Genomic DNA, 22,082 nt, shown 5'->3' with positions numbered 1-22,082 from the left:
CCGGGCCGCGCGCCCCCCCGCCACAAACGTGCCGACAAGGTGTAGGGGGCGGGGGGGGTGATCACCCCGCAGGCGCCCTGCTGCCGTGTCGGCGCCGTCCTCACTCCTCGGTGGGCCCGAGGTCGGGAGCCTCCTCGAACCGGACGGCACGGCCGGCGGGCGCCGCGTGCAGCTCCAGCACGGTGATCTCGTTCGCTCCCGGGCGCAGGACGGGACCGGGCACGTAGAGCGAGCGCTGCGGGCCCCGGGACCAGTACCGGCCGAGGTGGAAGCCGTTGACCCAGACGTTGCCCTTGGTCCAGCCGGGCAGGTGCAGGAAGGTGTCGGCGGGCTCGTCCACGTGGACGGTCCCGCGGTGGAAGGCGGGGCCGACGACCGGCGTGCCGGTGGTGAAGGCGAGTCCGTCGAGGGAGGTCAGCGGCAGCGGCAGGTTGGTCCACCCGCCCAGGTCCTCGCCGTCGAGCCGGACCGGGCCGGCCAGGCCCTTCGGATCGTGCAGCCCCTGGCCGTAGTTGACCCTGCCCTGGTTCTCCACCAGCAGGGTCAGCACGCTGTCGGACCAGGGCACCGTGAAGGCGATGGCGTGCTCGTGGCGCTCACGCTCCAGGACGCCGACCGGCTGGCCGTCGACGAAGACCTGTGCGCGGTCGCGGACGTCGGCCAGCTCCAGCACCGCCGGGCCGGACCGCGGCAGCACGGTCTCGTAGAGGACGAACCCGAAGTCCTGCCCCAACTGCTCCATCGTGAGCGGCCGGTCCGAGTGCACGGGGCTGCCGAGCGCCGGGCGGTTCTCGAACAGCGGGGCGGTGTCGGGCAGCGGCACGGTGCGGGCGGCGAGCTTCGGCCCCGGCGCGGGTACGGGGGCGTCGGGGACCGGGGCGTACTTCGCGATGACGTCACGGAAGGCGCGGTACTTCTCCGTGGGGTCACCGGCCTCGTCCAGCGGGGCGTCGTAGTCGTAGGAGGTGACGGTGGGACGGTAGGTGTGCTTGTCGTTGGCGCCGTTGGTGAATCCGAAGCTGGTGCCGCCGTGGAACATGTAGAGGTTGACCGAGGCGCCGGTGGACAGCAGGTCGTCCAGCTCCTGTGCGGCCTGTTCGGCCGGGCGGACGACGTGGTGCCCGCCCCAGCGGTCGAACCAGCCGATCCAGAACTCCGTGCACATCAGCGGTCCGGTGGGCCGGTGGGCGCGCAGGGCGGCGAGCCCCTCGCGGGAGCGGCTGCCGAAGTTGGCCGTGGCGAGGGTGCCGGGCAGGGAGCCGCGGGCCAGGTCGACCGGCTGGTCGCAGGTGAACAGCGGGACGTCGACACCGTGCCGGCGCAGCAGGGCCGCGAGGTGTTCGAGGTGGGAGGTGTCGTCGTCGTAGGCCCCGAACTCGTTCTCGACCTGCACGGCCACCACCGGGCCGCCCCTGGTCGCCAGGCGTTCCACGACCGGGGGGAGCAGGCGGTCGAAGAAGTCCTCCACCGCCGCGAGGTAGTCGGGGTGCTGGCTGCGCAGCTTGATGCCGGGGCGGTCGAGCAGCCAGGACGGCAGGCCGCCGCCCTCCCATTCGGCGCAGATGTAGGGGCCGGGGCGGAGCAGGACGTGGAGCCCTTCGGCGGCCGCCAGGTCGAGGAAGGCCGGGAGGTCGAGACCGCCGTCCATCCGGAAGGTGTCGGCGGTCGGCTGGTGGAGGTTCCAGGCGACGTAGGTCTCGACGGTGTTGAGGCCCATGAGCCTGGCCTTGCGCAGCCGGTCGGCCCACTGGTCCGGGTGGATCCGGAAGTAGTGCAGTCCGCCGGAGATGATGCGGAAGGGTGCGCCGTCGAGGGTGAAGTCGTTTCCATCGATCTGGAGGACTGGCATGGTGCTGCTAACTCCTGGTGGGGTCGGGCGGTGGCCGGGAACCGGCGCCGGCCCCCGCCGCGCTCGGCCGGCGGCGGGGGCGGGCGCCGGGGCGGTCACGGTGTCGTGATCTTGAAACCCTGCTGGTTGCCGTAGTCGGTGATGCGCTTCTGCCACGCCGTCAGGCCCTGGTTGATGCCGCTGCCGAAGCTCGGGCCGACGGTGTCCTTGAACACCGAGTTGGCGTACACCTGGAAGGGGAGGTACTGCCAGCCCTTGCCCACCGCGGCGGAGGAGGCGGCGAACACCTGGTTGGCCTGCTGGCCGCCGAGGGAGTCGAGCGGCCGGTCCAGGAACGCCTGGTCCTTGAGGAGTTCGGTCGTGGCGGGGAAGAGGCCGTTCTCGTTGAGCGAGCGGACGGCCTGCGGGTCGGAGTTGAGCCACGTCGCGAAGGCGGCGGCGGCGGCCTTGTGCTTGCTGGTGGCGGGGACCGCGACGGCCGAACCGCCGTTCTCGGAGGTGACGTTGTCGCCCGCGTTCCACTGCGGCACCGGCGCGGCCCGCCAGTTCTTCGAGGTGTCGGGCATGGTGGCGGCGAGGTTGCCCGGCGCCCAGGCGCCGATGATCCACATGGCGTACCGGCCGCTGTTCATCGACTGCCACCACTCGTTGGTCCAGCCGGGGCTCGTGTCGACGAGCTTGCGGTCGACCAGGGACGTCCAGAGGTCCGCCACCTTCTTGGCGCCGGGGTCCTGGAGGTCGACGCCGACCGCGGTGTCGCCCTTCTGCTGGAAGGGCCGGCTGCCGGCCTGCCACATCAGGCTGTCGAGGCCGCCGGCGTCACCGGGGTCGATCGAGGTGATGAACCGGTCCTGGCCGGACTCCTTGATCTTCACTGCGGCGGCCTCGAACTCGGCCCAGGTCCTGGGCGGTTCGATGTGCAGCTCGTCGAGGAGCTTCTTGTTGTAGAACATCGCCATCGGCCCGGTGTCCTGGGGGACGGCGTAGACGCCGCCGTTGAGGGCGACCTGTGACCACGCCGAGGGGGTGAACTTGGCCTCCAGCCCGGCGGCGCCGTACTCCTTGAGGTCCACGAGCCGCTTGGACAGGGCCAGTTCGGGCAGTGCGAAGTACTCGATCTGCGCCACGTCCGGTCCACCGCTGCCGGCCTTGATCGCGGTCTGGAGCTTCGTGTACTCGGCCGCCGACTGTCCCGCGTTGACGATGTCGACCTTGATCTTGGGGTACTTCTGCTGGAACAGGGCGACGGTCTTGTCGATGTTCGGGGCCCAGGTCCAGAAGGTGAGCGTGGTGGGCGTGTCGAGGGCCCGGGCCGGGTCGGTGGCGTCCTCGGACGAGGCGCCGCCGTCCGAGCCGCAGGCGGCCAGGGCGAGGACGAGCGCGGCGGCGGGCGCCAGCGCCAGGAGTCTGCGGCGGGCCGGGGTGCGAGGGGGCGTCATCGGGGTTCCTTGCTGTGGGAGGGGTGCGGGAGGAGGCGGTGCGGCGTGGTCATTCCTTGACGCTGCCGGCGGCCAGTCCGGACTGCCAGAAGCGCTGGAGGAAGAGGAAGGCGACGACGAGCGGCACGATGGCGAGCACGCTCCCGGTGACCACGAGGGGGTAGAAGTTGTCGGTGGTGGCGCCGCTGCCGGCGGCGCCGGTCGCCATCGCGTTCCACTGGTTGAGGCCGACCGTGAGCGGGAACCACTGCGGGTCGCTGAGCACGATCAGCGGCAGGAAGTAGTTGTTCCAGGTCGCCACCAGGGCGAAGAGGAGGACGGTGACGAAGCCGGGACCGAGCATGCGCAGGGAGACGGTGAAGAAGGTCCGCAGCTCTCCCGAGCCGTCGATCCGGGCCGCCTCCAGCAGGGAGTCGGGCACCGCCTCGGCGGCGTAGACCCGCATCAGGTAGACCCCGAACGGGCTGACCAGGGAGGGCAGGAGAACGGCCCAGGGGGTGTCGACCAGGCCGGCCTCGCTGAACAGGAGGTAGGTCGGGACGGCCAGGGCCGTCCCGGGGATGGCGACGGCGCCGAGGATCAGGGCGGCGACGGCGCCCCTGCCGCGGAACCGGTACTTCGCGAGGCCGTACCCGGCGGCGGTGGAGATGAAGGCCGCGCCGCCCGCGCCCACGACGGCGTAGAGCAGCGTGTTGGCCAACCAGCGCAGGTAGATGCCGTCGTCGTGGGTGAGGACGTCGCCGACGTTGTCGAACAGCTGGAAGCTGCGGCCGAACCAGAGGCCGAAGCTGTCCAGCAGCGATCCGGCGTCCTTGGTACTGGCCATCAGCAGCCAGAGCAGCGGGACCAGGGCGTACGCGAGCAGTCCGGCCATGGCCAGGGTGAGCGCGGTGCTGGGGCGGCGGCCGGTCCGGCGCCGGCGGGAGGAGGTCCTGACACTCACTTGCCCTGCCCCTTTCGCGTCGACCGGAACTGCACGGCGTAGGCGGCCACCGCGGTGACGGCGCCCAGGACCACGGCGACAGCGGCCGAGTAGTTGAACTGCTGGCCGTTGAAGGCCAGGTTGTAGGCGTACATGTTGGGCGTGTAGCTGGTGGAGATGACGCCCGGTGCGAGCGACTGCATGACGTTCGGCTCGTTGAACAGCTGGAACGTGCCGATGACGGAGAACACGGTGGCCAGGAGGAGTGCCGGCCGCAGCGCCGGGAGCTTGATGCTCCACGCCTTGCGGAACTCCCCGGCGCCGTCCACCTCCGCCGCCTCGTAGAGCTCGTGCGGCACGGTCCGCAGCGCCGCGTAGAGGATCAGCATGTTGTAGCCCACGTACTCCCAGGTCACGACGTTGCCGATGGAGGCGAGCATCCAGGACGAGCCGAGCAGGTCGGGCACGTCGGTGCGGAGCACCTCCCCCACCTGGCCGATCAGCCCGAAGCGGTCGCCGTACAGGTATCCCCACATCAGTGACGCGACGACGGCGGGGACGGCGTAGGGGACGAAGATCCCGATCCGGAACAGGCCGGGCCAGCGCAGCCGGCCGCTGTCCAGGGCCAGCGCCGCCGCGAGCGCGAGGAGCAGCATCACCGGGACCTGGACGACCAGGAACAGGGCGACCCGGCCCAGGCCCGCCCTGAACAGGTCGTCGGTGAGGGCCCGCCGGTAGTTGTCCAGACCGACGAAGACCGTGCCGCCGACCAGGCGGTCCTGGAAGAAGCTGAGGTAGGCGGCGTATCCCAGCGGAGCGACGATGCCGATCAGGAACACGACGAGGAAGGGTGCGAGGAACACGTAGCCGAAGGCCCCGTGCCCGGGCCGCCCGGTGCGGCGAGCCCGTCGTGGCCGGGGCGTCGGCTCGGGTGGGCGTGCCGGGTTCGGCAGGGTGGTGGTGGAGAGGGGTGACGTGGTCACGGGTAGGGCCCTTCGTGGCGAATGTTTGCGCCAACATGACGATGATGTTGAGTGTTGACCGCCGGCTCACGGGCGTCAAGACACCGAAACATTGCGATGCGACTTCGTGACCGGCATCAATCGCATCCGAAAGTGCCTGCCGGCACCCCGTCCGGCGGGGCACGCAGAGCCGCCGATCCCTGGAAATCCGCAGGTCACAGCCCGTTCATCGACTTCGGCACCGTCGAGCCGCGCACCGTCGGGCCGGCCCGCACGGCGGTCGCCTCCGAAAGTTTCCGCCCGAAGTCGAACAGATGAGCCGCTCGAACCGGACGTGAAACAACAGAGATCGACAGGCTCGGGCAGCCACCTCCGTACGCCGGGGCGGCCGGCGGCGGCCCGGTCCCCGGCGGCCGTACCGCTCCCGCCGACGGTGCGGACCGCCGGCCGAGCACCGGGACGACGTGCCCGGGCCGCTCGTCACGACCGTTACGATGTTCACGCAGACATAGGAAAGGGGTGGCGGTATGGACTCCGCGGACAATCCCACGGCGACCACGCGCGTCGCACGGCGACCGGCCTCGCAGGCGGACGTGGCGGCCCTGGCGGGAGTCTCCGCGCAGACCGTCTCCCGGGTCGCCAACAACCGCTCCAACGTGGAGCCGGAGACGCGCGAACGCGTGCTCTCCGCGATGCGCATGCTCGGCTACCAGCGCAACAGCGCCGCCCGGGCCCTCACCCTCGGCCGCTTCCACGCCCTCGGCGTGGTGACCTTCGACATCACCGCCCAGGGCAACGCCCGCACCCTGGCCGCCATCTCGCGCGCCGCCCAGTCGTCCGGCTACTCGATCAGCGTGGTCTGCGTCGAGAACGAGACGGAGGACGCCGTCCAGCAGGCGGTCCGCCAGCTCACCGACCAGGCCGTCGACGGACTCGCCGTCATCGAGGCCCAGATCCTCGACCGGCCGGGCTTCGACGCGTCGTCCGGAGTGCCGGTGGTCGTGGTGGACGGGGACCCGGCGCGGCGGCACTCCTCGATCGACACCGACCAGGCCGCGGGGGTCACGGCGGCCGTCCGGCACCTCCTCGACCTCGGGCACCGCACGGTCTGGCACCTCGGCGGACCGCAGAACTCCCACGCGGCGCGCCGCCGCGCCGCCGCCTGGCACGACGCCCTCAAGGCCGCCGGGGCGCCCGTCCCGCCGGTCCGGTTCGGTGACTGGACGGCCGCCTCCGGCTACGAGCTCGGGAAGCGGATCGCCTCGACTCCGGACGTCACCGCCGTGTTCGCCGCCAACGACCAGCTCGCCCTCGGCCTCGTCCGCGCGCTGCACGAGGCCGGCCGCCGGGTGCCGGAGGACGTGAGCGTGGTCGGTTTCGACGACATCCCCGAAGCGGCCTACTTCCTCCCCCCGCTGACCACCGTGCGGCAGGACTTCGAGCAGGTCGGCCGCCAGTGCGTGGCCCTGCTCCTCGACCAGATCGATCCGCCGCGGAGCGGGGAGTCCGCCGTCACGGCCGTCTCGGTCCTGCCGCAGCTGGTGGTCCGGGCCAGTACGGCCGCACCGCCGGCGACGGCCCGGGGCTGAGCGCCACCGGGCCGGGCGGTGCGCCCCTCGTACCGTTCGAGGGGCGCACCGAAGGGTGGGCCGGTACCGGTCGTGCGGGTCAGACCGTGACGGTCCGGCGGCCGAACTGCTGGTTGGCCCCGGTGCCGCAGGTCCACTGCTCCAGCGCCGTGCCGTCCCAGGTGGACTGGTTGATGACGTCGAGGCACTTGCCACTGTGGCGGGCCGTCAGACGGACGTAGCCGCTGCCGTCCTTGACCTTCTGGACCTGCCACTGCTGGGAGGCGCCGCCGTTGCAGGTGTTCTGCACCACGAGCGCACCGTCGGCCGTCGAGGAGCCGTCGACGTCGAGGCACTTGCCGCTGTGCCGGGCCATGATCTGGACGTAGCCGTCACCGAGTCCCTTGAACCAGAAGTTCTGGTTGGCGCCATTGCCGCACGACCACTGGATCAGCTGGGCGGGCGACGCGAACGAGTAGTCGGCGACGTCGGCGCACTTCCCGCTCTGCCGGCCGACCAGTTGCTGCCAGGTGGCGTTCATGGGCGCCACCGAACCCGCGGCCGCGTTCACCTTGACCTGCGGTGAGTAACCCATGGTCATCGTGGTGTCGGTGGGGAACTCCAGCGGGAGCCACACGTACTGCGAGTCGTTGACCGTGCCGCCCGTGGCGTTGCCCCAGCGGTCGCCCAGGTAGAGGTAGTCGGTCCCTCCGGTGCCCTGGACCGGCAGCACGAAGCTGGTCTGGCTGGCGTAGGTGGACCCGTCGCCGACGTTCCGGACGTCGCTCCAGGCGCCGGTGATGCTGGTGGCCGTGCCGTACATCTGCTGGTTGGGGGTCCATCCGGTGGCGCCGGAGGTCAGCAGGAAGTACACGCCGTTGCGCTTGAACATCGCCGGGGCCTCACGGGACCAGCCGTTCCACAGGCTCTGCACCTGCGCGTCGATCCCGGTGTAGTCGGGCGTCAGCCGGTAGACGTGCAGATCGCGGTTCTCGTTGGCGGCGGAGATCATGTACCCGGTGCCGTCGTCGTCGACGAAGGTGGTGATGTCCCGGGACATCTCGCCCAGCGGGCGGAAGCTGCCGCGCCAGGAGTAGTCGCCGTCGACCGTGCTGGAGACGGCGACGGCCGCGCGGGCCTGGCTGTAGTCGGTGGCGCTGCCCTCCTTGTGCATCCACATGACGAACTGACGGGTGGTGGCGTTGTACATGACCTTGGGCCGCTCGATGTTCGCGCCGGCCAGCTCCGGGTCGGTCGCCTGGGTCAGCACGTTGTTCCGGAACTCCCAGGTCTTGAGGTCCCGGGAGCGGTAGGCGGAGACGTAGCGGAAGCTGTTGTCGGCGTTGCGGTTCTCGCCGAACCAGTAGTAGTACTGGCCGACCTTGATGACACCGCCGCCGTGGGCGTGCAGCGGATTGCCCGCGGTGTCCGCGAACTGGGTGCCGTTGGTGATCGTCACGGTCGCGGCCTCGGCCTGCCCGACACCTTGGAGCAGGGACACGCACAGGGCGACGACGGCTCCTGCGGCGGCTGTTCTGAAACGCGGCATTCGGCTCGTACCTTCGTTCGGCGATGCGGCCGGAGCCCGCTTCCGGGCGGCGCCCGGCCGACCGCCGGGGGCGGGGCGGGCACGGGACGGCCGCGGGTCGGCCGCCGCCGGGGTGCACGGCGGGGCGGAGGCCGGGCGGGCCGGCACGCATCGTGGGTGGGGGTGGGTGGTGGCGCGGGCGCGCGGGCGGCGCACCGGGCGGTCGGCCCGGCTCGCACCGCCGGGGCACGCCCCGGTCCGCCCCCGACCGCGGTCCGCTGCTGGGGACCGTCGGCCGGGGGGGGCTGCCCGATCGTCGGCGTCGCCGGCACGTCCATTGCCGGTGTTCGCGCAAACAATCGGGGTGATGCAGAGTCTCGGAGCGCTGTTCGATCGTGTCAAGGGTTCCGACAGATCCACCGGAACCGGACCTCGCCGGGGGCCCGGTTCCGCACGGTGAGTGCCACTCTCCTTGCCCTGCGTCAGGATTTCGGGCACTCGGGCGGCCGCTGGCAGGGCCAGGCCCTCAGGCCCGCGTCGACACCTGTTGCCTTGTGTGCGATCGCGTGACCGCCGCCGGGCGGCGGAGCACCCGCGCCCCGGGCTCAGAATCCGCGCGCGGCGGCGCCGTGGCGCAGCAGGGCGAACGCCTCGGCCGCCTCGGCGGCGGCCTGCCGCGCGACGTCGCCGATGTCCAGCCCGTCGGCGAGCCGGCTCCAGGTGGCGTGGGCGAGGACCTGGCGCACCGCCGCGTACTGGGCGGCGACCAGCCGGGCGGCCACGCTCCCCGCCGGATCCAGCGCATCGGCGAGCGCGCGGGTGTCGGCGTCGACGTAGTCGAGGAGGTGGGCCGAGAGGCTGGGGGTGTCGTAGATCAGCCGGAGGAAGGCCAGCACCTCGGGGTCGTCGGTCAGCCCGGTGTTGGGGTCGCGGGCCGCCAGCCGGTCCAGGTGGTGGCGTTCCAGGGCGTCCAGCGCGGTGACCCCGGCCGCGCGGTCGCGGACGACCCGCCCGGCCTCGCCGAGGTGGTCGGCGAAGCGGTGCAGGACCAGCTCCTCCTTGCTCCCGAAGTACCGGAAGAGGGTGGGCTTGGACACCTCGGCGGCGGCGGCGATCTCGGCCACCGAGACCTGGTCGAACCCCCGGTCGAGGAACAGGGCGATGGCCGCGTCCGCGATGGCCTGCCGGGTGCGCTGCTTCTTGAGGGTCCGCAGACCCGTGTCTGGCTCGCTCGGGCTCATGCCTTGATCATAACCCGGAGACATTTGTGCCTCAGGTTTATTTGTTACCGGGTTGCATTTCTTACTCGGTTGCCGTTCCATGGTGCGTACCGACAAGCCGGAAGGGCGGACACACATGACGACCGTGGTGATCGTGGGGGCGGGGCCGACCGGACTGACCCTGGCGTGCGGGCTGGCGCGGCAGGGCGTCGCGGTCCGTGTCATCGAGAAGGCGAGCGCGTTCCACCGCGGCTCGCGTGGCAAGACGCTCAACCCGCGCAGCCTGGAGGTGCTTTCCGACCTGGGCCTCGGCGAACGGCTGGCGGCCGCGGGCCGCACCCACCTGCCGTTCCGCAAGTACTTCGCCGGCGAGTTCGTCAACGAGACCGAACCGTTCGCCGGCGCCCGGGCCAGCGCCGCCGTCCCCTACCCGGCGAGCCTGTGGCTGCCGCAGACACGGGTGGAGCGGCTGTTGCGCGAGCGGCTCGCCGAGTTCGGCGTGACGGTCGAACTCGCCACCGAGCTCGTGGACTTCACGCAGAGCGACGCCGGCGTGGAGGTGCGCCTCGCCGGAGGCGGGCGGATCTCGGCCGAGTACCTGGTCGCCTGTGACGGCGGCCGCTCCACGGTGCGCAAGCTGCTGGACATACCGTTCGTCGGGGACGGCGACCCGGAGCCGGTGATGGTCTGCGGCGACGTCGAGGTCGAAGGGCTGGAACCGGGCGCCTGGCACCAGTGGTTCGGGCCGCGGGGCGTGTTCATGCTCTGCCCGTTCGAGGGCAGCCGCCGCTGGCAGCTGCAGGCGAGCCCGGAGACGGACGCCGACGGCCGGGCGGTCGCCCCGTCCCTGGAGAGCTTCCAGCGGCTGGCCGCACTGCACACCGGCCGCCCGGAACTCCGGCTCACCCGTGCCACCTGGCTCTCCACCTGGCGGGTCAACGTCCGGATGGCCGAGCAGTACCGCAAGGGGCGGGTCTTCCTGGCCGGCGACTGCGCGCACGTCCACCCCACCGCGGGCGGGCTCGGCATGAACACCGGCATCCAGGACGCCTGGAACCTCGCCTGGAAGCTCGGGTACGTGCTGCGCGGTCTCGCCGCGCCGGCCCTGCTGGACACCTACCAGGAGGAACGCCTGCCGATCGCCGCCTGGACGCTGGACGTCACCAGCGCCGGCATGACCGCCGTCACCGAGGGCATCGCCACCCCCGGCATCGGCGTCGAGGCCGGCCGGGTGGGCGACCTCACCGGCCTCTCGCTCGGCTACCGGTGGAGCCGGCTGGCGACCGACCGCCTCGACGGCCCGCTTCGGGCCGGCGACCGGGCACCGGACGGCGTGTGCCCCGGCCCCGGCGGCGAGCCGGGCCGGCTCTCCGACCGCTTCGCGGGCGACCACTTCACGCTACTCGGTCTCGGGCCGGGCGCCCGGCCCGCGCTCACCGGACTCACCGGACTCACCGAACTGCCCGACCACGTCCGGCCGGTCGTGCTCGACGACCCCGACGGCGAGACCCGCCGGGCCTACGGGATCACCGGCGACGCCCTCGTCCTCGTCCGGCCGGACCAGCACATCGCCCTCACCGCCCCGGCGGTCGGCCGCGAGGACGTCCTCGGCTACCTGGCGGCCCTTCGGGGGACGCGGCAGACGGTCCGTCCGGCGTGACGGCGGAGTGGGAGGTCGACCGGGTCGACTTCCCACTCCGCCGTCACCTCGCGCTCCCCCGAGGCCCGCGGCCGCACGGACTTCGGGGAGCGCCCGGCGTCAGCCGACCGGCGCCGGCGAGCGGTGGTTCGCCGCGGCCGACGGGGAGCCGGAGGACTTCGCCGCGCCCAGCGCGGTTCCGCGCGTCTCCTCGGCCCACAGCACGCACACCAGCAGGCCGACGGCCGTGGTGCCGGCCGCGATCAGCATGGTCGGCCCGGTCCCGAGCCCGCTGAGCGACAGGGGCAGCAGGTAGGTGCCGACCGCCGCGCCGATCCGGCTCACCGAGGTCGCGACACCGACCGCCGTCGCGCGGATCTCGGTCGGGAAGAGCTCGTTCGGGTAGGTCCAGTCGAGCACGTTGGGCCCACCGCACAGGAACGCGTAGGCGCACAGCGCGATGACGGCGACGGCGGCGGGGGCGGCGGGCCAGACGCCCAGCAGCGCGAGCGGAACGATCATCAGGGCGAACGACCAGATGATCACCGGGCGACGGCCCCAGGAGTCGATCAGCCGCAGGGCCGGGAAGCAGCCCAGGAGGAAGACCAGGCTCACCAGCGCGGTGCCGAGCGTGTCCAGCACGGTGCCGCCCGGCATGCCGAAGGAGGCGAGGATCTGCGGGCCGAAGGTCAGCATCGCGAAGAGCGGGCCGACCTGGCAGAGGAAGAACAGGCCGCAGAACAGCGTGCGTCGCCGGTAGGGCTGGGTCATCAGCAGGCGCAGCCCGCCGGGGCGGCCGGCCTCGGCCGGATCGGGCATCAGCTCCCGGCCGTCCACCCGGACACCGAGGTGCTTCTCGACCACGCGCACCGCGTCACCGACCCGCCCGTGGGCGGCGAGCCAGCGCGGCGACTCGGGCGAGCCGCGCCGGATCACCAGGAACACCACGCACAGGACGGTGGAGCTGGCCAGCATCCAGCGCCAGCTGCCCTGCCCGCCGAACCGCAGGAACAGATAGCCCGTCAGGTAGGCGAGGACGGAACCGGCGTACCAGGCGATGATCTGCTGACCGAGCAGCCGGCCGCGCTGGCGGGCCGGCAGCCACTCGGCGAGCAGCGAGGTCGCGATCGGGTAGTCGGCGGCCACCGCCAGGCCGAGCACGAAGCGCAGCACCGCGATCGCCCACACCGTGTCGACCCAGAAGGACAGCACGGAGCAGACGACCATCACCAACAGGTCCGCGGTGTACATCACCTCCCGGCCGATCTTGTCGGTCAGCACGCCGAAGAGCGCGCCACCGACGAACATGCCGACCAGGGCGGCGGCGCCGATCAGGCTGACCTCGGCGGTCGAGAGGCCGAGGTCGGGACGCATCCCGATCAGGGCCACGCCGACGATGCTCAGGATGTAACCGTCCAGCAGGGGCCCACCGGAACAGGCCAGGGCCAGTCTCCGGTGGAAGCCGGTATACGGGGCGTTGTCGATGGTTCGGGACATGGAATTCGGGTCCTCCGGGGCGGACGGGGTGCTCCCGCACACCGTGCGCCTGGTAGACGGCAGAAGTCGGGGCCGCCCGGGCGGGCGGTCCCGTCACCCGGGGCTTACCGGGCGACCGTCCACGGTTGCCCGCTCCGGGCCGGTCCCGACGAGGACGAAGGTCCACCGGGTTCGGGTCCTTGGTCCTGAAGCGGACGGGCCGTGCGACCCGTGCGACGAGCGCCTCGGCCTGCTGTGCCGGGGCTCGTCCGCTCCGCCGGGGGCCACCGGGAGGAACGGGTGACCCTTCTCACCCGAACATTCCAATTCATCCTATTTGTCCGGTATATGGCGATAGTGGGGGGCTCCTGCGGCTCGTGGGGAGGCCCGAACGAGCGGTTCCGGTGCCCGCCAGGGCGGCCGGGGACGCTCGACGGGCGGCCGGGGAGGTGCCGCCGAGGACGCCGGGACGGTCCGGAACCCCGGTCCGGCGGAAAACTGGTCGGCGTGCCGCCGCCGATGCCGTAGAGTCGTGTTCACCGACGCGGGGTGGAGCAGCTCGGTAGCTCGCTGGGCTCATAACCCAGAGGTCGCAGGTTCAAATCCTGTCCCCGCTACTGCCACGGCCCCGGCGCTCAATGCGCCGGGGCCGTCGTCATTCGGTCGCCGTGCCGGCCCCGGGAGCCCGGCCGGGCAGGCCGCCTGCTCACAGGGCCCCGGCCGCCACCCCTCCCCCGCATCGGAACCGGCCCTTCGCAGCGGTCTCATGACGGAGCCGCACCGGGTGCACCACGCGGACCGGCGCCCCTGATCGGGTGACCTTCGTGCCCCGGAGCGGTGTCCGCCGGTGTCCTCGCGGGGGCGTGAGTAGCTTGTGGAGCGGACCGCGAAGGCCCCCTCCGGTTCGGGGCACGGCCGGCGGTCCGGTGACGGTGCCCCGGCCCCGGCGCCTCCCACCCTTTCGCAGACAGGGGCACTCATGGAGCTCGGCGCCGAAGCCGCCACCTCGAACGGTGCGACGCGCAGGGCCGTCCTGCGCGGGCTGGCGGCGGGCGGCCTGGCGGTCGGGCTCGGCGCCCGGTCCGCGTCGGCGGCGCGGGCGGCGGGCGAGGCCGGCGAGTGGGAGGCGTTCGCGGCCGAGGTCCGTGCGGAGTTCACCGCCATGGGCCTGGTCGGCGCGGCGGTGGCCGTGGTCAGCGGCGAACGGGTGCTGCTCACCCTGCCGCTGGGTGTCCGCGACCTCGCCACGGGGGTGCCGGTCGCGCCCTCGACACGGTTCCTGGTCGCCTCGACGACCAAGTCGATGACGTCGTTGCTCGTCGCCACCGACGTCGACCGGGGACGGCTGGCGTGGGACCAGCGGGTCATCGACGCCTGGCCGGGTTTCCGTGCACCGAGCGACGAGCTGACGCGGACCCTCACCGTCCGGGACCTGCTGGGCATGGCCACCGGGATCGACGAGCCGCCGGCGCTCTCCGGGCTCCACGAAGGGGACCCGACGGCGCCCCAGCTGCTCCGGTCCCTCGTCAACCTCCCGGTGGCGGGCCCGCCGAACACCGCCTTCCGCTACAACAACACCGTGTACAGCGCGGGCGGCTACCTGCCGCTGCTCCGCTCCGGGGTGACCGGCGACGCGCTGACCGGCCTGTTCGCCGACGAGATGCGGGCCCGGGTCTACGAGCCGGCCGGCATGAACGGCGCCCGGATCGCGGACGACCCCCGCGGGCTGGTCGGCGACTTCATGCGCGGGTACGGGCCCGACCTCGGTGGCGCGAACACCCCGCTCCCCTACGGCCCGGTCGGCAGCTACGCCCCGGCCGGCGGCACGCTGGCCTCGCTCGACGACATGGCCGCCTACGTCCGCATGGAGCTGCGGCGCGGCGTCTCCGTCAGCGGCCGCCGGGTGGTGTCGGCCGAGAACCTCGCCGAGTGCTGGAAGCCGCACATCGCCGTCCCGGTCTCGCCCGAACTCGACCCCGACGTCACCGAGTCCGGGTACGCGATGGGCTGGATCCACAACCGGTTCTGCGACGGGACGTCGCTCGTCTGGCACAACGGCGGCATCGACGGCTTCGCCTCGTTCATCGGGTTCCTGCCGGAGCGCGACCTCGGCCTGGTCGTGCTCAACGCGATGAACCCGTCGCCGACCGGGCTGTACTTCTACCTGTACGTCCTCAACCTGCTGCTCGACGAACGGTTCGGGCTCAACCGGGGCGTCCCGGCCAAGGTCCACGCCGACTACCTGACAGCCCTGCAGGCGCTCCGCGACCTGGGCGAGCGGACCCGTCCGGCCGACCCGGCGGCCGCCGCGCCGTACCTGGGCCACTACGAGGGCGGTTACCGGCTCACCCAGGACGGCCCCGACCTCACCCTCCGCCTCGGCCCCCGGACCATGCCGCTCGGCGTCCTGCCGGACGGCGACTACGTGATGACCGGCGGCCTGCTGGTGGGGAACACCGTCCGGCTGACCCGCGACGTGGACGACACGCCCCGCATCGAGGTGGTCGGGCTGGAGACCGTCCGCCGGACGACCGGGCTGCCGTAACCGGCCGGAGCGGCGCGGCCATGACCGGTCGGGGCGGCGCGGCCATGACCGGCGCCCCCGGACGTACTCGGCGGTAATCTCCTGCGCCGGGGCTCTGGACAGCCGGGCGGGCCTGGTCCACGATTCACCTCCATGACCCCTGCCCCCGTCCCCCCGGACACCGTGCACACCGCCCTCCTCGACGCCGTCATCGGCGTGGCCGAGGACACCGCGGCGCTGCTCCGCGACCGCCCCGACACCGGTCGGCCGATCCCCGGCGCGCAGTGGACCGTGGGCGAGGCGGCGGCCCATCTCGCCCTGGCCAACGAGCTGATGGCCGCGCTGGCCGAGGGGGAGCGGCGTTCCTACGGGGACGGGACGCCGGACGGTCTGGCCGCGGCCAACGCGGCGTCCCTGGCCGCCTACCCCGAGCGGGACGCGGCCGTCCTCGCCGAGCAGATCGTCCGGCACGCCCGCGCCTTCGCCGAGGCCTGTGCCGACCGGCCGGCGTCGACCCCGGTGCTCACCCCGCTCGGGCCGATGGACCTCGCCACGCTGGCCTCGTACCTGCTCACCCACATGCTCGGCCACGGGTACGACCTGGCCGTCGCGCTGCGGCGGCCGCACATGGTGGACCGCCACCGGGTGGCGCTGACCCTGCCGTTCCTGATGACGGCCATGCCCCGGGTGGTCGACGGCCGCACCGCCGCCGGCCACACCGCCTGCTACGACCTGCGGGTGCGCGGCGGCGCCCGCTTCACGGTGACCTTCCGCGACGGCGTCGCCGAGGTCTCCACCGGTCCGGCGGCCCGGGCCGACTGCACGATCCTCACCGAGCCGGTGACCTTCCTGCTGCTCGCCCTCGGCCGGTGCAACCCGTTCGCCGTGCTGGCCCGCGGCAAGGTCCTCGCCTGGGGCCGCCGGCCCTGGCTCGCGCTGGGGTTCCCCCTGCTGTTCACCGCTCCGTGAGGCCCTCCCGGGCGTGATCCGGCCGGGGCGCCGGCCCCCGCCGGGTGCTCAGGGCAGGCGCCCCCAGGTGGTGATCAGGCCGGGCGAGAGGTCGGCGACCGCGCCCGAGGCCAGCGACGCGCGGGCCTCGTCGAGCAGCTCGGCGTCGACGAGCCCGGTGGCGAGCATGGCCTCGCGGCTGCGCTCCCAGGTGTCCAGCCAGAACGCGGTGATCGGGGCGCCCGCGAGCAGGGCGGGCACGAACACCTCGGCGCCGACCTCGGACAGCCCGAGCTCGCGCAGCAGCCGCGGACAGTCGGGGGTCCAGCTGACGTCGGTGCCGATGGACGTCCGCAACGCCTGCCACATCGCCCGCATCGCGAGCCGGTACGGGGTGTCGGGCGGCGAGGCCGTGGTGAGGTCGACGGCGTCCCCGAGGACCAGGTACCCGCCGGGTGCGAGGAGGTCCCGCAGGCGGGCCATGACCCGGTGCCACTGCGGCAGGTGCATCAGCACGAAGCGCGCGTGCACCAGGTCGAACCGGCCGGGGTCGAAGCCGGGTGAGGAGACGTCGGCCGTGAGCGTGCGCAGCGCCCCGCCCGCGAACGGCTCGACGAAGCGCGTGTCCCGGTCGACGGCGAGGACCTCGGCGGCCCCGGCGGTGGTGGCCAGCCAGCGCGCGACGGTGCCGGTACCGGCGCCCACCTCGCAGCAGCGGACCCCGGGGCCGACCCCGAGGGCCCGCAGGCGGGCCCGGGTGATGTGGTCGTAGGCGAGGGAGCCGAGATCGATGCGCTCGCCCTCGCCGGGCTGCCACGGCTCGAAGAGGGACTCGCCGTAGCCGCTGTCGGCTCCGAACCCGCCGTCGGCTCCGAACCCGCTGTCGCCCCCGTGCCCGCTGTCGGCGGCGGCCGGGCCCGGCGTGACCGGGTCAGTGGACATCGCGCGTCCTCCCGTCGTGCCGCCGTGGCAACCTGGCGCCCTGCCGTCCGCCGCCGGCCGTGACCTGCGCTGCGGGCACCGACCAGCCTAGCGAGGGGCCGGCGTCCCGTCGCCCCGGCCGGTGGCACCCCGCCGGGCCCCGGCCTCCGCGGGGCGGCCGCGGGGCCCGTCCTCCTCGCCCGGCCCCGGTCACCGAATCCGGATACGCTGAGCAAGGAGGCTCCGGGCCCGAGGTGGGGGTGAAGTCGGCCACGCCGTGCGGAGGTGCGAGGTGCCGGGAGAATCAGAGCCGCGGTGGCGGCGCGACGCCCTGCCCGCGGTCACCGCCGCGCTACGACGCTTCCCCTTCACGCTCGCCACCGCCGTGGTGATCCTGCTGCTGGGGCTGGCCGTGGGCGGGCTGTGGGACGCGGTGTCCGACCGCTCGTGGTACCCCAACGTCGCGTACGGCCTGCCGGCGTTCGAGAAGGGGCGCTGGTGGACCCTCGTCACCGGGCCGCTGTTCTGCTCGACCCCGATCGACTACCTCCCGGTGCTCGTCGGGGTCGTCCTGCTCTGCGGTCTCGCCGAGGCGCGGCTGGGGACCCGCTGGACCGCCGCGGTGACGGTGGCCGGCCAGCTCGGCGCCGTCCTGCTGGCCGCCCTGCTGCTGTTCGCCCTGCGGCACACCGCGTGGTCCTGGGCGAAGGACCTGGCCGGCACCGTCGACGTCGGCATCTCGGCGGGCGTGCTGTGTGCCGGCGCGGTGGCCTCGGCGGCCCTGGCCTCGCCGTGGCGGCAGCGGCTGCGGCTGGCCCTGATCGCCTACGCCGGTGTGTCCCTGCTGTACGTCGGGGGGCTCGACGACCTGGAGAACGCCCTGGCGGTGGCCGGCGGGCTGGCGGCGACCCACTGGCTGCGGGTGCCGGGTGCCGCCCGCACCTCCGGCCGGCTCAGCCGCCGGGAGTGGCGGCTGCTCGCGGTGGCCGGTCTGGTGCTGATCGCGGCGATCCTGCTGGTCGTCTGGCTGGTGCCGGGCAGCGGCCCGGTCGGGGAGACCAGGGGGCTGGGCGGACCGGGCTGGCAGGTCCTGCTCTCGGTGGTGCTCATCGGGCTGCTGGTCAACGGGCTGCGCCGGGGCCGCCGCACCGCCTGGCGCTGGACGGTGCTGCTCTGCGCGCTGAACGCGCTGCTGGGCCTGTTCGTGGCGGTCGTGTACGTGATCGGCAAGGCCCTCGACGAGCAGGTCACCGTCACGGGCGCGGCGGTGTTCGTCCCCACGTCGGTGGTCTGGACCGCCGAACTGGTGGTGCTGATCGCCGGCCGGGACGCGTTCCGGACGCGCCGCACGCGCGGTCGGCCCGCCGTGCCCGGTTCACGGCCGGCGACACCGTCGGCCACGCCCTCGGCCGACGGGGACCCCCGCACCCGGGCCGCCGAGCTGCTCGTGCACCGGGGCGGGGAGAACCTCTCCTGGATGACCACCTGGCCGGACAACTCCTACTTCTTCCCCGAGGACGACGGCGGGAGCTACGTCGCCTACCGGGCGCACGCCGGCGTCGCGGTCGCGCTGGGCGACCCGGTGGGCGCGCCGGCCGACCGGGCCCGGACGATCACCCGCTTCGCGGAGATGTGCGACCGCACGGGGCTGGTCCCCTGCCTGTTCTCGGCCACCGCCCGGGCCGCCGAGACCACCGACGCGCTGGGCTGGCGGTCCGTCCAGGTCGCCGAGGACACCGTGATCGACCTGCCGGACCTGGAGTTCCGCGGCAAGGCCTGGCAGGACGTGCGCACCGCCCTCAACCGGGCCAAGAAGGACGGCGTCGAGTACCGGCTGGTCGCCCTCGCCGAGCAGCCCCGCCCGGTCCTGTCCCAGGTCCGGAGCATCTCCGAGGAGTGGGTCGGCGACATGGGCCTGCCGGAGATGGGATTCACGCTCGGCGGCGTGGAGGAGGCGATGGATCCGCGGATGCGGGTCGGCCTGGCCGTCGGGGGCGAGGACCACCTCCACGGCGTGACGTCGTGGATGCCGGTGTACGGCGCGGACGGTGTGCCGCAGGGCTGGACCCTGGACATGATGCGCCGCCGCCGCGACGGCTTCCGGCCGGTGGTCGAGTTCATGATCGCCTCCAGCTGCCTCGCCCTGCGGGAGGACGGCGCGGGCTACCTCTCGCTCTCCGGTGCGCCGCTGGCACGCACCGGCCCCGCCCGGGCGCCCACCGTGCTGGACCGGATCCTCGACCAGCTGGGGGCCGCCATGGAGCCGTACTACGGCTTCCGCTCGCTGCACTCGTTCAAGGCGAAGTTCCAGCCGCGCTACGAGCCGATGTTCCTGCTCTACCGCGACGAGGCCGACCTGCCGCGGATCGGCCTGTCCCTGCTGCGCTGCTACATGCCCTCCGCCACGGTGCGCGACCTGCTCCGGGTCCCCGCGCACCACGACTGAGGGGACGGGACCTCCGTGCAGCTCGCGACAGTCGAGGTCGAGGTGGTCGTCACCGTTCCCAACCAGGGCATCGGTCTGTGGATGCTCGGCGCGTTCGTGCTGACCTTCGGGGGCACCCGGGCGGTCACCCGGCTGATCAGGGCGGGCCGTGGACCGTTCCGCAACGTCGAGGTCGGCGGCACCCACGTGCACCACCAGGTGTACGGCATCCTCGCGATGCTGGTGGCGGGCGCGATCGAGTTCTCGTACCGGCCGGGCACCCCCGGGGCGCAGATCCTGGCCGTGCTGTTCGGCGCGGGCGCCGCCCTGACCGTGGACGAGTTCGCGCTCTGGCTGCACCTGGAGGACGTCTACTGGGCGCAGGAGGGGCGCAAGTCCGTCGACGCGGCGTTCCTCGCGGTGGCGGTCGGCCTGCTGCTGGTGGCCGGGTTCAACCCGTTCTCCGACATCGGCCAGGGCACGGCCAACCGTCTCGTCTTCGCCGCGCTGATGGTCGTCAACCTGACCCTGTGCGTCGGCACGATCCTCAAGGGCAAGACGGCGCTCGGTGTGATCGGCCTGCTGGTCCCCGTCGTGGTCGGGCTGGTCGGCGTCCTGCGACTGGCCAAACCGGGCTCGCCCTGGGCGCGTTGGCGCTACCGGCCGGGCTCGCGCAAGGCCGAGCGCGCCCTGCGCCGCTACCCGCCCGACCGCCGGACCCGCCTCGACGCCCTCAAGGACTTCGTCGGCGGCACACCGCACCGCTGACGCCCCGGGGACGCCGGGGGCGGGGCCTGCCGTGCCCTGGTCACTCGCCGCGGGCGTCCGGGGCGGCGGCCTCCAGCTCGGCGATGCTGCCCGACATGATCGTCCGCACGTGCGCGGTGATGTGCTCCGCGGGCCAGTCCCACCAGGCCACCGCCAGCAGCCGGGCGACGTCCTGGTCGCCGTAGCGGGTGCGGACGAGCCGGGCCGGATTGCCGGCGACGATCCCGTAGTCGGGCACGTCCGAGGCGACCACGGCGCCGGACCCGATGATCGCCCCGTGGCCGATCCGTACCCCCGGCAGCACCGTCGCGCCGTGGCCGAACCAGACGTCGTGGCCGACGACGGTGTCGCCCCGGTTCGGCAGGCCGGTGAGCAGGTCGAAGTGCTCGGACCAGGAGCCGCCCATGGTGGGGAAGGGGAAGGTCGAGGGGCCGTCCATCCGGTGGTTGGCGCCGTTCATGAGGAACCGCACCCCCGTGCCCAGCGCGCAGAACCTGCCGATGATCAGCTTCTCCGGCCCGTAGTGGTAGAGCACGTTGCGCGTCTCGAACGCGGTCGGATCGTCCGGGTCGTCGTAGTAGGAGTACTCCCCGACCTCGATCAGCGGGGACTTCACCAGCGGTCTGAGCAGCACCACCCGGGGCTGCTCGGGCATCGGGTGGAGCACGGTCGGGTCGGCGGGCACGGGCATGGCGGGCGACTCCTCGTGGATTCGGCGTCGGTGTCCGTCCCATGATCACAGCGCCGCGCCGCCCGGAACACCGATGTACCCGTAGGGCGTGGTGCGGGGGTCGGACCGTCGCCGGGGCGGCTGGCCGGAGCACAGCCCGCCCGTCGTCCCGGACGGCCTCACAGCGTGGCGTTGTCGATGACGAAGCGGTAGCGGACGTCGCTCCTGAGGACCCGCTCGTAGGCCTCGTTGATCTCGTCCGCGCGGATCAGCTCGATCTCGGCGCCCACGCCGTGCACCGCGCAGAAGTCCAGCATCTCCTGGGTCTCGGCGATGCCGCCGATGCCCGAGCTGCTCAGGCTGCGGCGGTTGCCCGACAGCGACTGGAGCGTCAACTGCACCGGCTCCTCCGGGAGACCGAGGTTCACCATGGTGCCGTCCGTGCGCAGCAACGACAGGTAGGCGGCGAAGTCGAGCGGGGCCGAGACGGTGTTGAGGACGAGGTCGTACCTGCCCGCCGCCGCCTCGAAGGTCTGCGGGTCCCCGGTGGCGTAGTAGTGGTCGGCGCCCAGCCGCAGGCCGTCGTCCCGCTTGCGCAGGGACTGGGACAGGACGGTGACCTCGGCTCCCAGCGCGTGCGCGAGCTTCACGGCCACATGGCCGAGGCCGCCGAGACCGACCACCGCGACCCTCCTGCCGGGGCCGGCCTGCCAGTGCCGCAACGGTGAGTAGGTGGTGATGCCGGCGCACAGCAGCGGGGCGGCCACGTCCAGCGACAGGGCGTCCGGGATGCGCACCACGTAGTTCTCGTCGACGACGACCTGCTGCGAGTAGCCGCCGTAGGTGGGCCGCCCGTCCTTGCCCACGGCGTTGTAGGTCCAGATCGGGCCCTCGACGCAGTACTGCTCCAGGCCCGCCCGGCAGTTGTCGCACACGCGGCAGGTGTCGACCATGCAGCCGACGCCCACCCGGTCGCCGACCTCGAACCTCGTCACGCCGGGGCCTGTCCGGGCGACGACGCCCGCGATCTCGTGGCCGGGCACCATCGGGAAGATCGCCCGGCCCCAGCCGTCCCGGGCCTGGTGGATGTCGGAGTGGCAGATCCCGACGAACGCGATGTCGATCAGTACGTCGCGCTCCCCCACCGGGCGGCGCTCGATGGTCGTCCGCTCCAGCGGGGCCTTGGCGGCGGGCGTGGCGTAGGCGGTGACTGTGGTCATGAC

At 73.1% G+C, this 22,082-nt stretch carries 16 protein-coding genes and 1 tRNA gene; 7 read left to right on the top strand and 10 right to left on the bottom strand.

Annotated features, from left to right (window positions below; genetic code table 11):
- Positions 1–100: 100 nt before the first annotated feature.
- From ACWDRR_RS27180 to ACWDRR_RS27165, 4 genes are all read right to left on the bottom strand, one after another.
- A complete protein-coding gene (locus tag ACWDRR_RS27180; protein WP_449774865.1) occupies positions 101–1,849 on the bottom strand; it encodes a glycoside hydrolase family 35 protein in 1,749 nt (582 codons plus the stop codon).
- A 95-nt stretch (positions 1,850–1,944) separates the two neighbouring features.
- Positions 1,945–3,288, bottom strand: a complete 1,344-nt coding sequence (locus ACWDRR_RS27175; RefSeq protein ID WP_449774864.1) for an ABC transporter substrate-binding protein — start codon at positions 3,286–3,288, stop codon at positions 1,945–1,947.
- A 49-nt stretch (positions 3,289–3,337) separates the two neighbouring features.
- Complete coding sequence (locus tag ACWDRR_RS27170) at positions 3,338–4,231, bottom strand: carbohydrate ABC transporter permease (RefSeq protein ID WP_449774863.1); 894 nt, start codon at positions 4,229–4,231, stop codon at positions 3,338–3,340.
- Complete coding sequence (locus ACWDRR_RS27165; RefSeq protein WP_449774862.1) at positions 4,228–5,193, bottom strand: carbohydrate ABC transporter permease; 966 nt, start codon at positions 5,191–5,193, stop codon at positions 4,228–4,230. Before ACWDRR_RS27165 ends, ACWDRR_RS27170 begins: the two co-directional genes overlap by 4 nt.
- A 506-nt stretch (positions 5,194–5,699) precedes the next feature.
- Here ACWDRR_RS27165 and ACWDRR_RS27160 point away from each other — a divergent pair.
- Positions 5,700–6,761, top strand: coding sequence for a LacI family DNA-binding transcriptional regulator (locus tag ACWDRR_RS27160; RefSeq protein WP_449774861.1), 1,062 nt, complete (start codon positions 5,700–5,702; stop codon positions 6,759–6,761).
- A 79-nt stretch (positions 6,762–6,840) separates the two neighbouring features.
- Here ACWDRR_RS27160 and ACWDRR_RS27155 read toward each other — a convergent pair whose 3' ends face one another.
- Both ACWDRR_RS27155 and ACWDRR_RS27150 read right to left on the bottom strand, forming a co-directional pair.
- Positions 6,841–8,289 (bottom strand): RICIN domain-containing protein, encoded by a 1,449-nt coding sequence (locus tag ACWDRR_RS27155; RefSeq protein WP_449774860.1) that lies wholly within the window; start codon positions 8,287–8,289, stop codon positions 6,841–6,843.
- Between the two features lie 584 nt (positions 8,290–8,873).
- Complete coding sequence (locus ACWDRR_RS27150) at positions 8,874–9,509, bottom strand: TetR family transcriptional regulator (RefSeq protein ID WP_449774859.1); 636 nt, start codon at positions 9,507–9,509, stop codon at positions 8,874–8,876.
- Positions 9,510–9,624: 115 nt separating this feature from the next.
- On the opposite strand from ACWDRR_RS27150, the gene ACWDRR_RS27145 reads away from it, so the two are divergent.
- Positions 9,625–11,148 (top strand): FAD-dependent monooxygenase, encoded by a 1,524-nt coding sequence (locus ACWDRR_RS27145; protein WP_449774858.1) that lies wholly within the window; start codon positions 9,625–9,627, stop codon positions 11,146–11,148.
- A 99-nt stretch (positions 11,149–11,247) separates the two neighbouring features.
- On the opposite strand, the gene ACWDRR_RS27140 is transcribed toward ACWDRR_RS27145, so the two are convergent.
- Positions 11,248–12,624: an MFS transporter gene (locus ACWDRR_RS27140; RefSeq protein WP_449774857.1), complete on the bottom strand. Its 1,377-nt coding sequence runs from the start codon at positions 12,622–12,624 to the stop codon at positions 11,248–11,250.
- Between the two features lie 522 nt (positions 12,625–13,146).
- On the opposite strand from ACWDRR_RS27140, the gene ACWDRR_RS27135 reads away from it, so the two are divergent.
- From ACWDRR_RS27135 to ACWDRR_RS27125, 3 genes are all read left to right on the top strand, one after another.
- A tRNA-Met gene (locus ACWDRR_RS27135) sits at positions 13,147–13,220 on the top strand.
- Positions 13,221–13,582: 362 nt separating this feature from the next.
- Positions 13,583–15,148: a serine hydrolase domain-containing protein gene (locus ACWDRR_RS27130; protein WP_449774856.1), complete on the top strand. Its 1,566-nt coding sequence runs from the start codon at positions 13,583–13,585 to the stop codon at positions 15,146–15,148.
- A 132-nt stretch (positions 15,149–15,280) separates the two neighbouring features.
- Positions 15,281–16,096, top strand: coding sequence for a maleylpyruvate isomerase family mycothiol-dependent enzyme (locus tag ACWDRR_RS27125; RefSeq protein ID WP_449774855.1), 816 nt, complete (start codon positions 15,281–15,283; stop codon positions 16,094–16,096).
- Between the two features lie 48 nt (positions 16,097–16,144).
- Here ACWDRR_RS27125 and ACWDRR_RS27120 read toward each other — a convergent pair whose 3' ends face one another.
- Entirely contained in the window at positions 16,145–17,017 is an 873-nt protein-coding gene (locus ACWDRR_RS27120) for a class I SAM-dependent methyltransferase (RefSeq protein ID WP_449774854.1), read from the bottom strand.
- Positions 17,018–17,288: 271 nt separating this feature from the next.
- Here ACWDRR_RS27120 and ACWDRR_RS27115 point away from each other — a divergent pair, with 271 nt between their 5' ends.
- Positions 17,289–19,442 (top strand): bifunctional lysylphosphatidylglycerol flippase/synthetase MprF, encoded by a 2,154-nt coding sequence (locus ACWDRR_RS27115; RefSeq protein ID WP_449774853.1) that lies wholly within the window; start codon positions 17,289–17,291, stop codon positions 19,440–19,442.
- Between the two features lie 15 nt (positions 19,443–19,457).
- Positions 19,458–20,189, top strand: a complete 732-nt coding sequence (locus ACWDRR_RS27110) for a hypothetical protein (RefSeq protein ID WP_449774852.1) — start codon at positions 19,458–19,460, stop codon at positions 20,187–20,189.
- Between the two features lie 40 nt (positions 20,190–20,229).
- Here the strand turns inward: ACWDRR_RS27110 and ACWDRR_RS27105 are convergent, their stop codons facing one another.
- Together ACWDRR_RS27105 and ACWDRR_RS27100 are read right to left on the bottom strand one after the other, a co-directional pair.
- Complete coding sequence (locus ACWDRR_RS27105) at positions 20,230–20,880, bottom strand: CatB-related O-acetyltransferase (protein WP_449774851.1); 651 nt, start codon at positions 20,878–20,880, stop codon at positions 20,230–20,232.
- 158 nt (positions 20,881–21,038) lie between these two features.
- On the bottom strand, positions 21,039–22,079 hold the full coding sequence (locus ACWDRR_RS27100; RefSeq protein WP_449774850.1) for an NAD(P)-dependent alcohol dehydrogenase: 1,041 nt from the start codon (positions 22,077–22,079) through the stop codon (positions 21,039–21,041).
- Positions 22,080–22,082: the final 3 nt, after the last annotated feature.

The organism is Kitasatospora sp. NPDC003701, from assembly GCF_053587085.1.
The sequence above is the reverse complement of the archived record's forward strand: the minus strand, read 5'-3'. Positions and strand labels throughout refer to the sequence as shown.

What these genes read in the sequence shown, in the direction of transcription:
- ACWDRR_RS27125 (WP_449774855.1), top strand. Translation starts at nt 15,281, where the DNA reads ATGACCCCTGCCCCCGTCCCCCCGGACACCGTGCACACCGCCCTCCTC.
- ACWDRR_RS27180 (WP_449774865.1), bottom strand. Translation starts at nt 1,849, where the DNA reads ATGCCAGTCCTCCAGATCGATGGAAACGACTTCACCCTCGACGGCGCA.
- ACWDRR_RS27155 (WP_449774860.1), bottom strand. Translation starts at nt 8,289, where the DNA reads ATGCCGCGTTTCAGAACAGCCGCCGCAGGAGCCGTCGTCGCCCTGTGC.
- ACWDRR_RS27140 (WP_449774857.1), bottom strand. Translation starts at nt 12,624, where the DNA reads ATGTCCCGAACCATCGACAACGCCCCGTATACCGGCTTCCACCGGAGA.
- ACWDRR_RS27100 (WP_449774850.1), bottom strand. Translation starts at nt 22,079, where the DNA reads ATGACCACAGTCACCGCCTACGCCACGCCCGCCGCCAAGGCCCCGCTG.
- ACWDRR_RS27120 (WP_449774854.1), bottom strand. Translation starts at nt 17,017, where the DNA reads ATGTCCACTGACCCGGTCACGCCGGGCCCGGCCGCCGCCGACAGCGGG.
- ACWDRR_RS27160 (WP_449774861.1), top strand. Translation starts at nt 5,700, where the DNA reads ATGGACTCCGCGGACAATCCCACGGCGACCACGCGCGTCGCACGGCGA.
- ACWDRR_RS27150 (WP_449774859.1), bottom strand. Translation starts at nt 9,509, where the DNA reads ATGAGCCCGAGCGAGCCAGACACGGGTCTGCGGACCCTCAAGAAGCAG.
- ACWDRR_RS27145 (WP_449774858.1), top strand. Translation starts at nt 9,625, where the DNA reads ATGACGACCGTGGTGATCGTGGGGGCGGGGCCGACCGGACTGACCCTG.
- ACWDRR_RS27105 (WP_449774851.1), bottom strand. Translation starts at nt 20,880, where the DNA reads ATGCCCGTGCCCGCCGACCCGACCGTGCTCCACCCGATGCCCGAGCAG.
- ACWDRR_RS27130 (WP_449774856.1), top strand. Translation starts at nt 13,583, where the DNA reads ATGGAGCTCGGCGCCGAAGCCGCCACCTCGAACGGTGCGACGCGCAGG.
- ACWDRR_RS27175 (WP_449774864.1), bottom strand. Translation starts at nt 3,288, where the DNA reads ATGACGCCCCCTCGCACCCCGGCCCGCCGCAGACTCCTGGCGCTGGCG.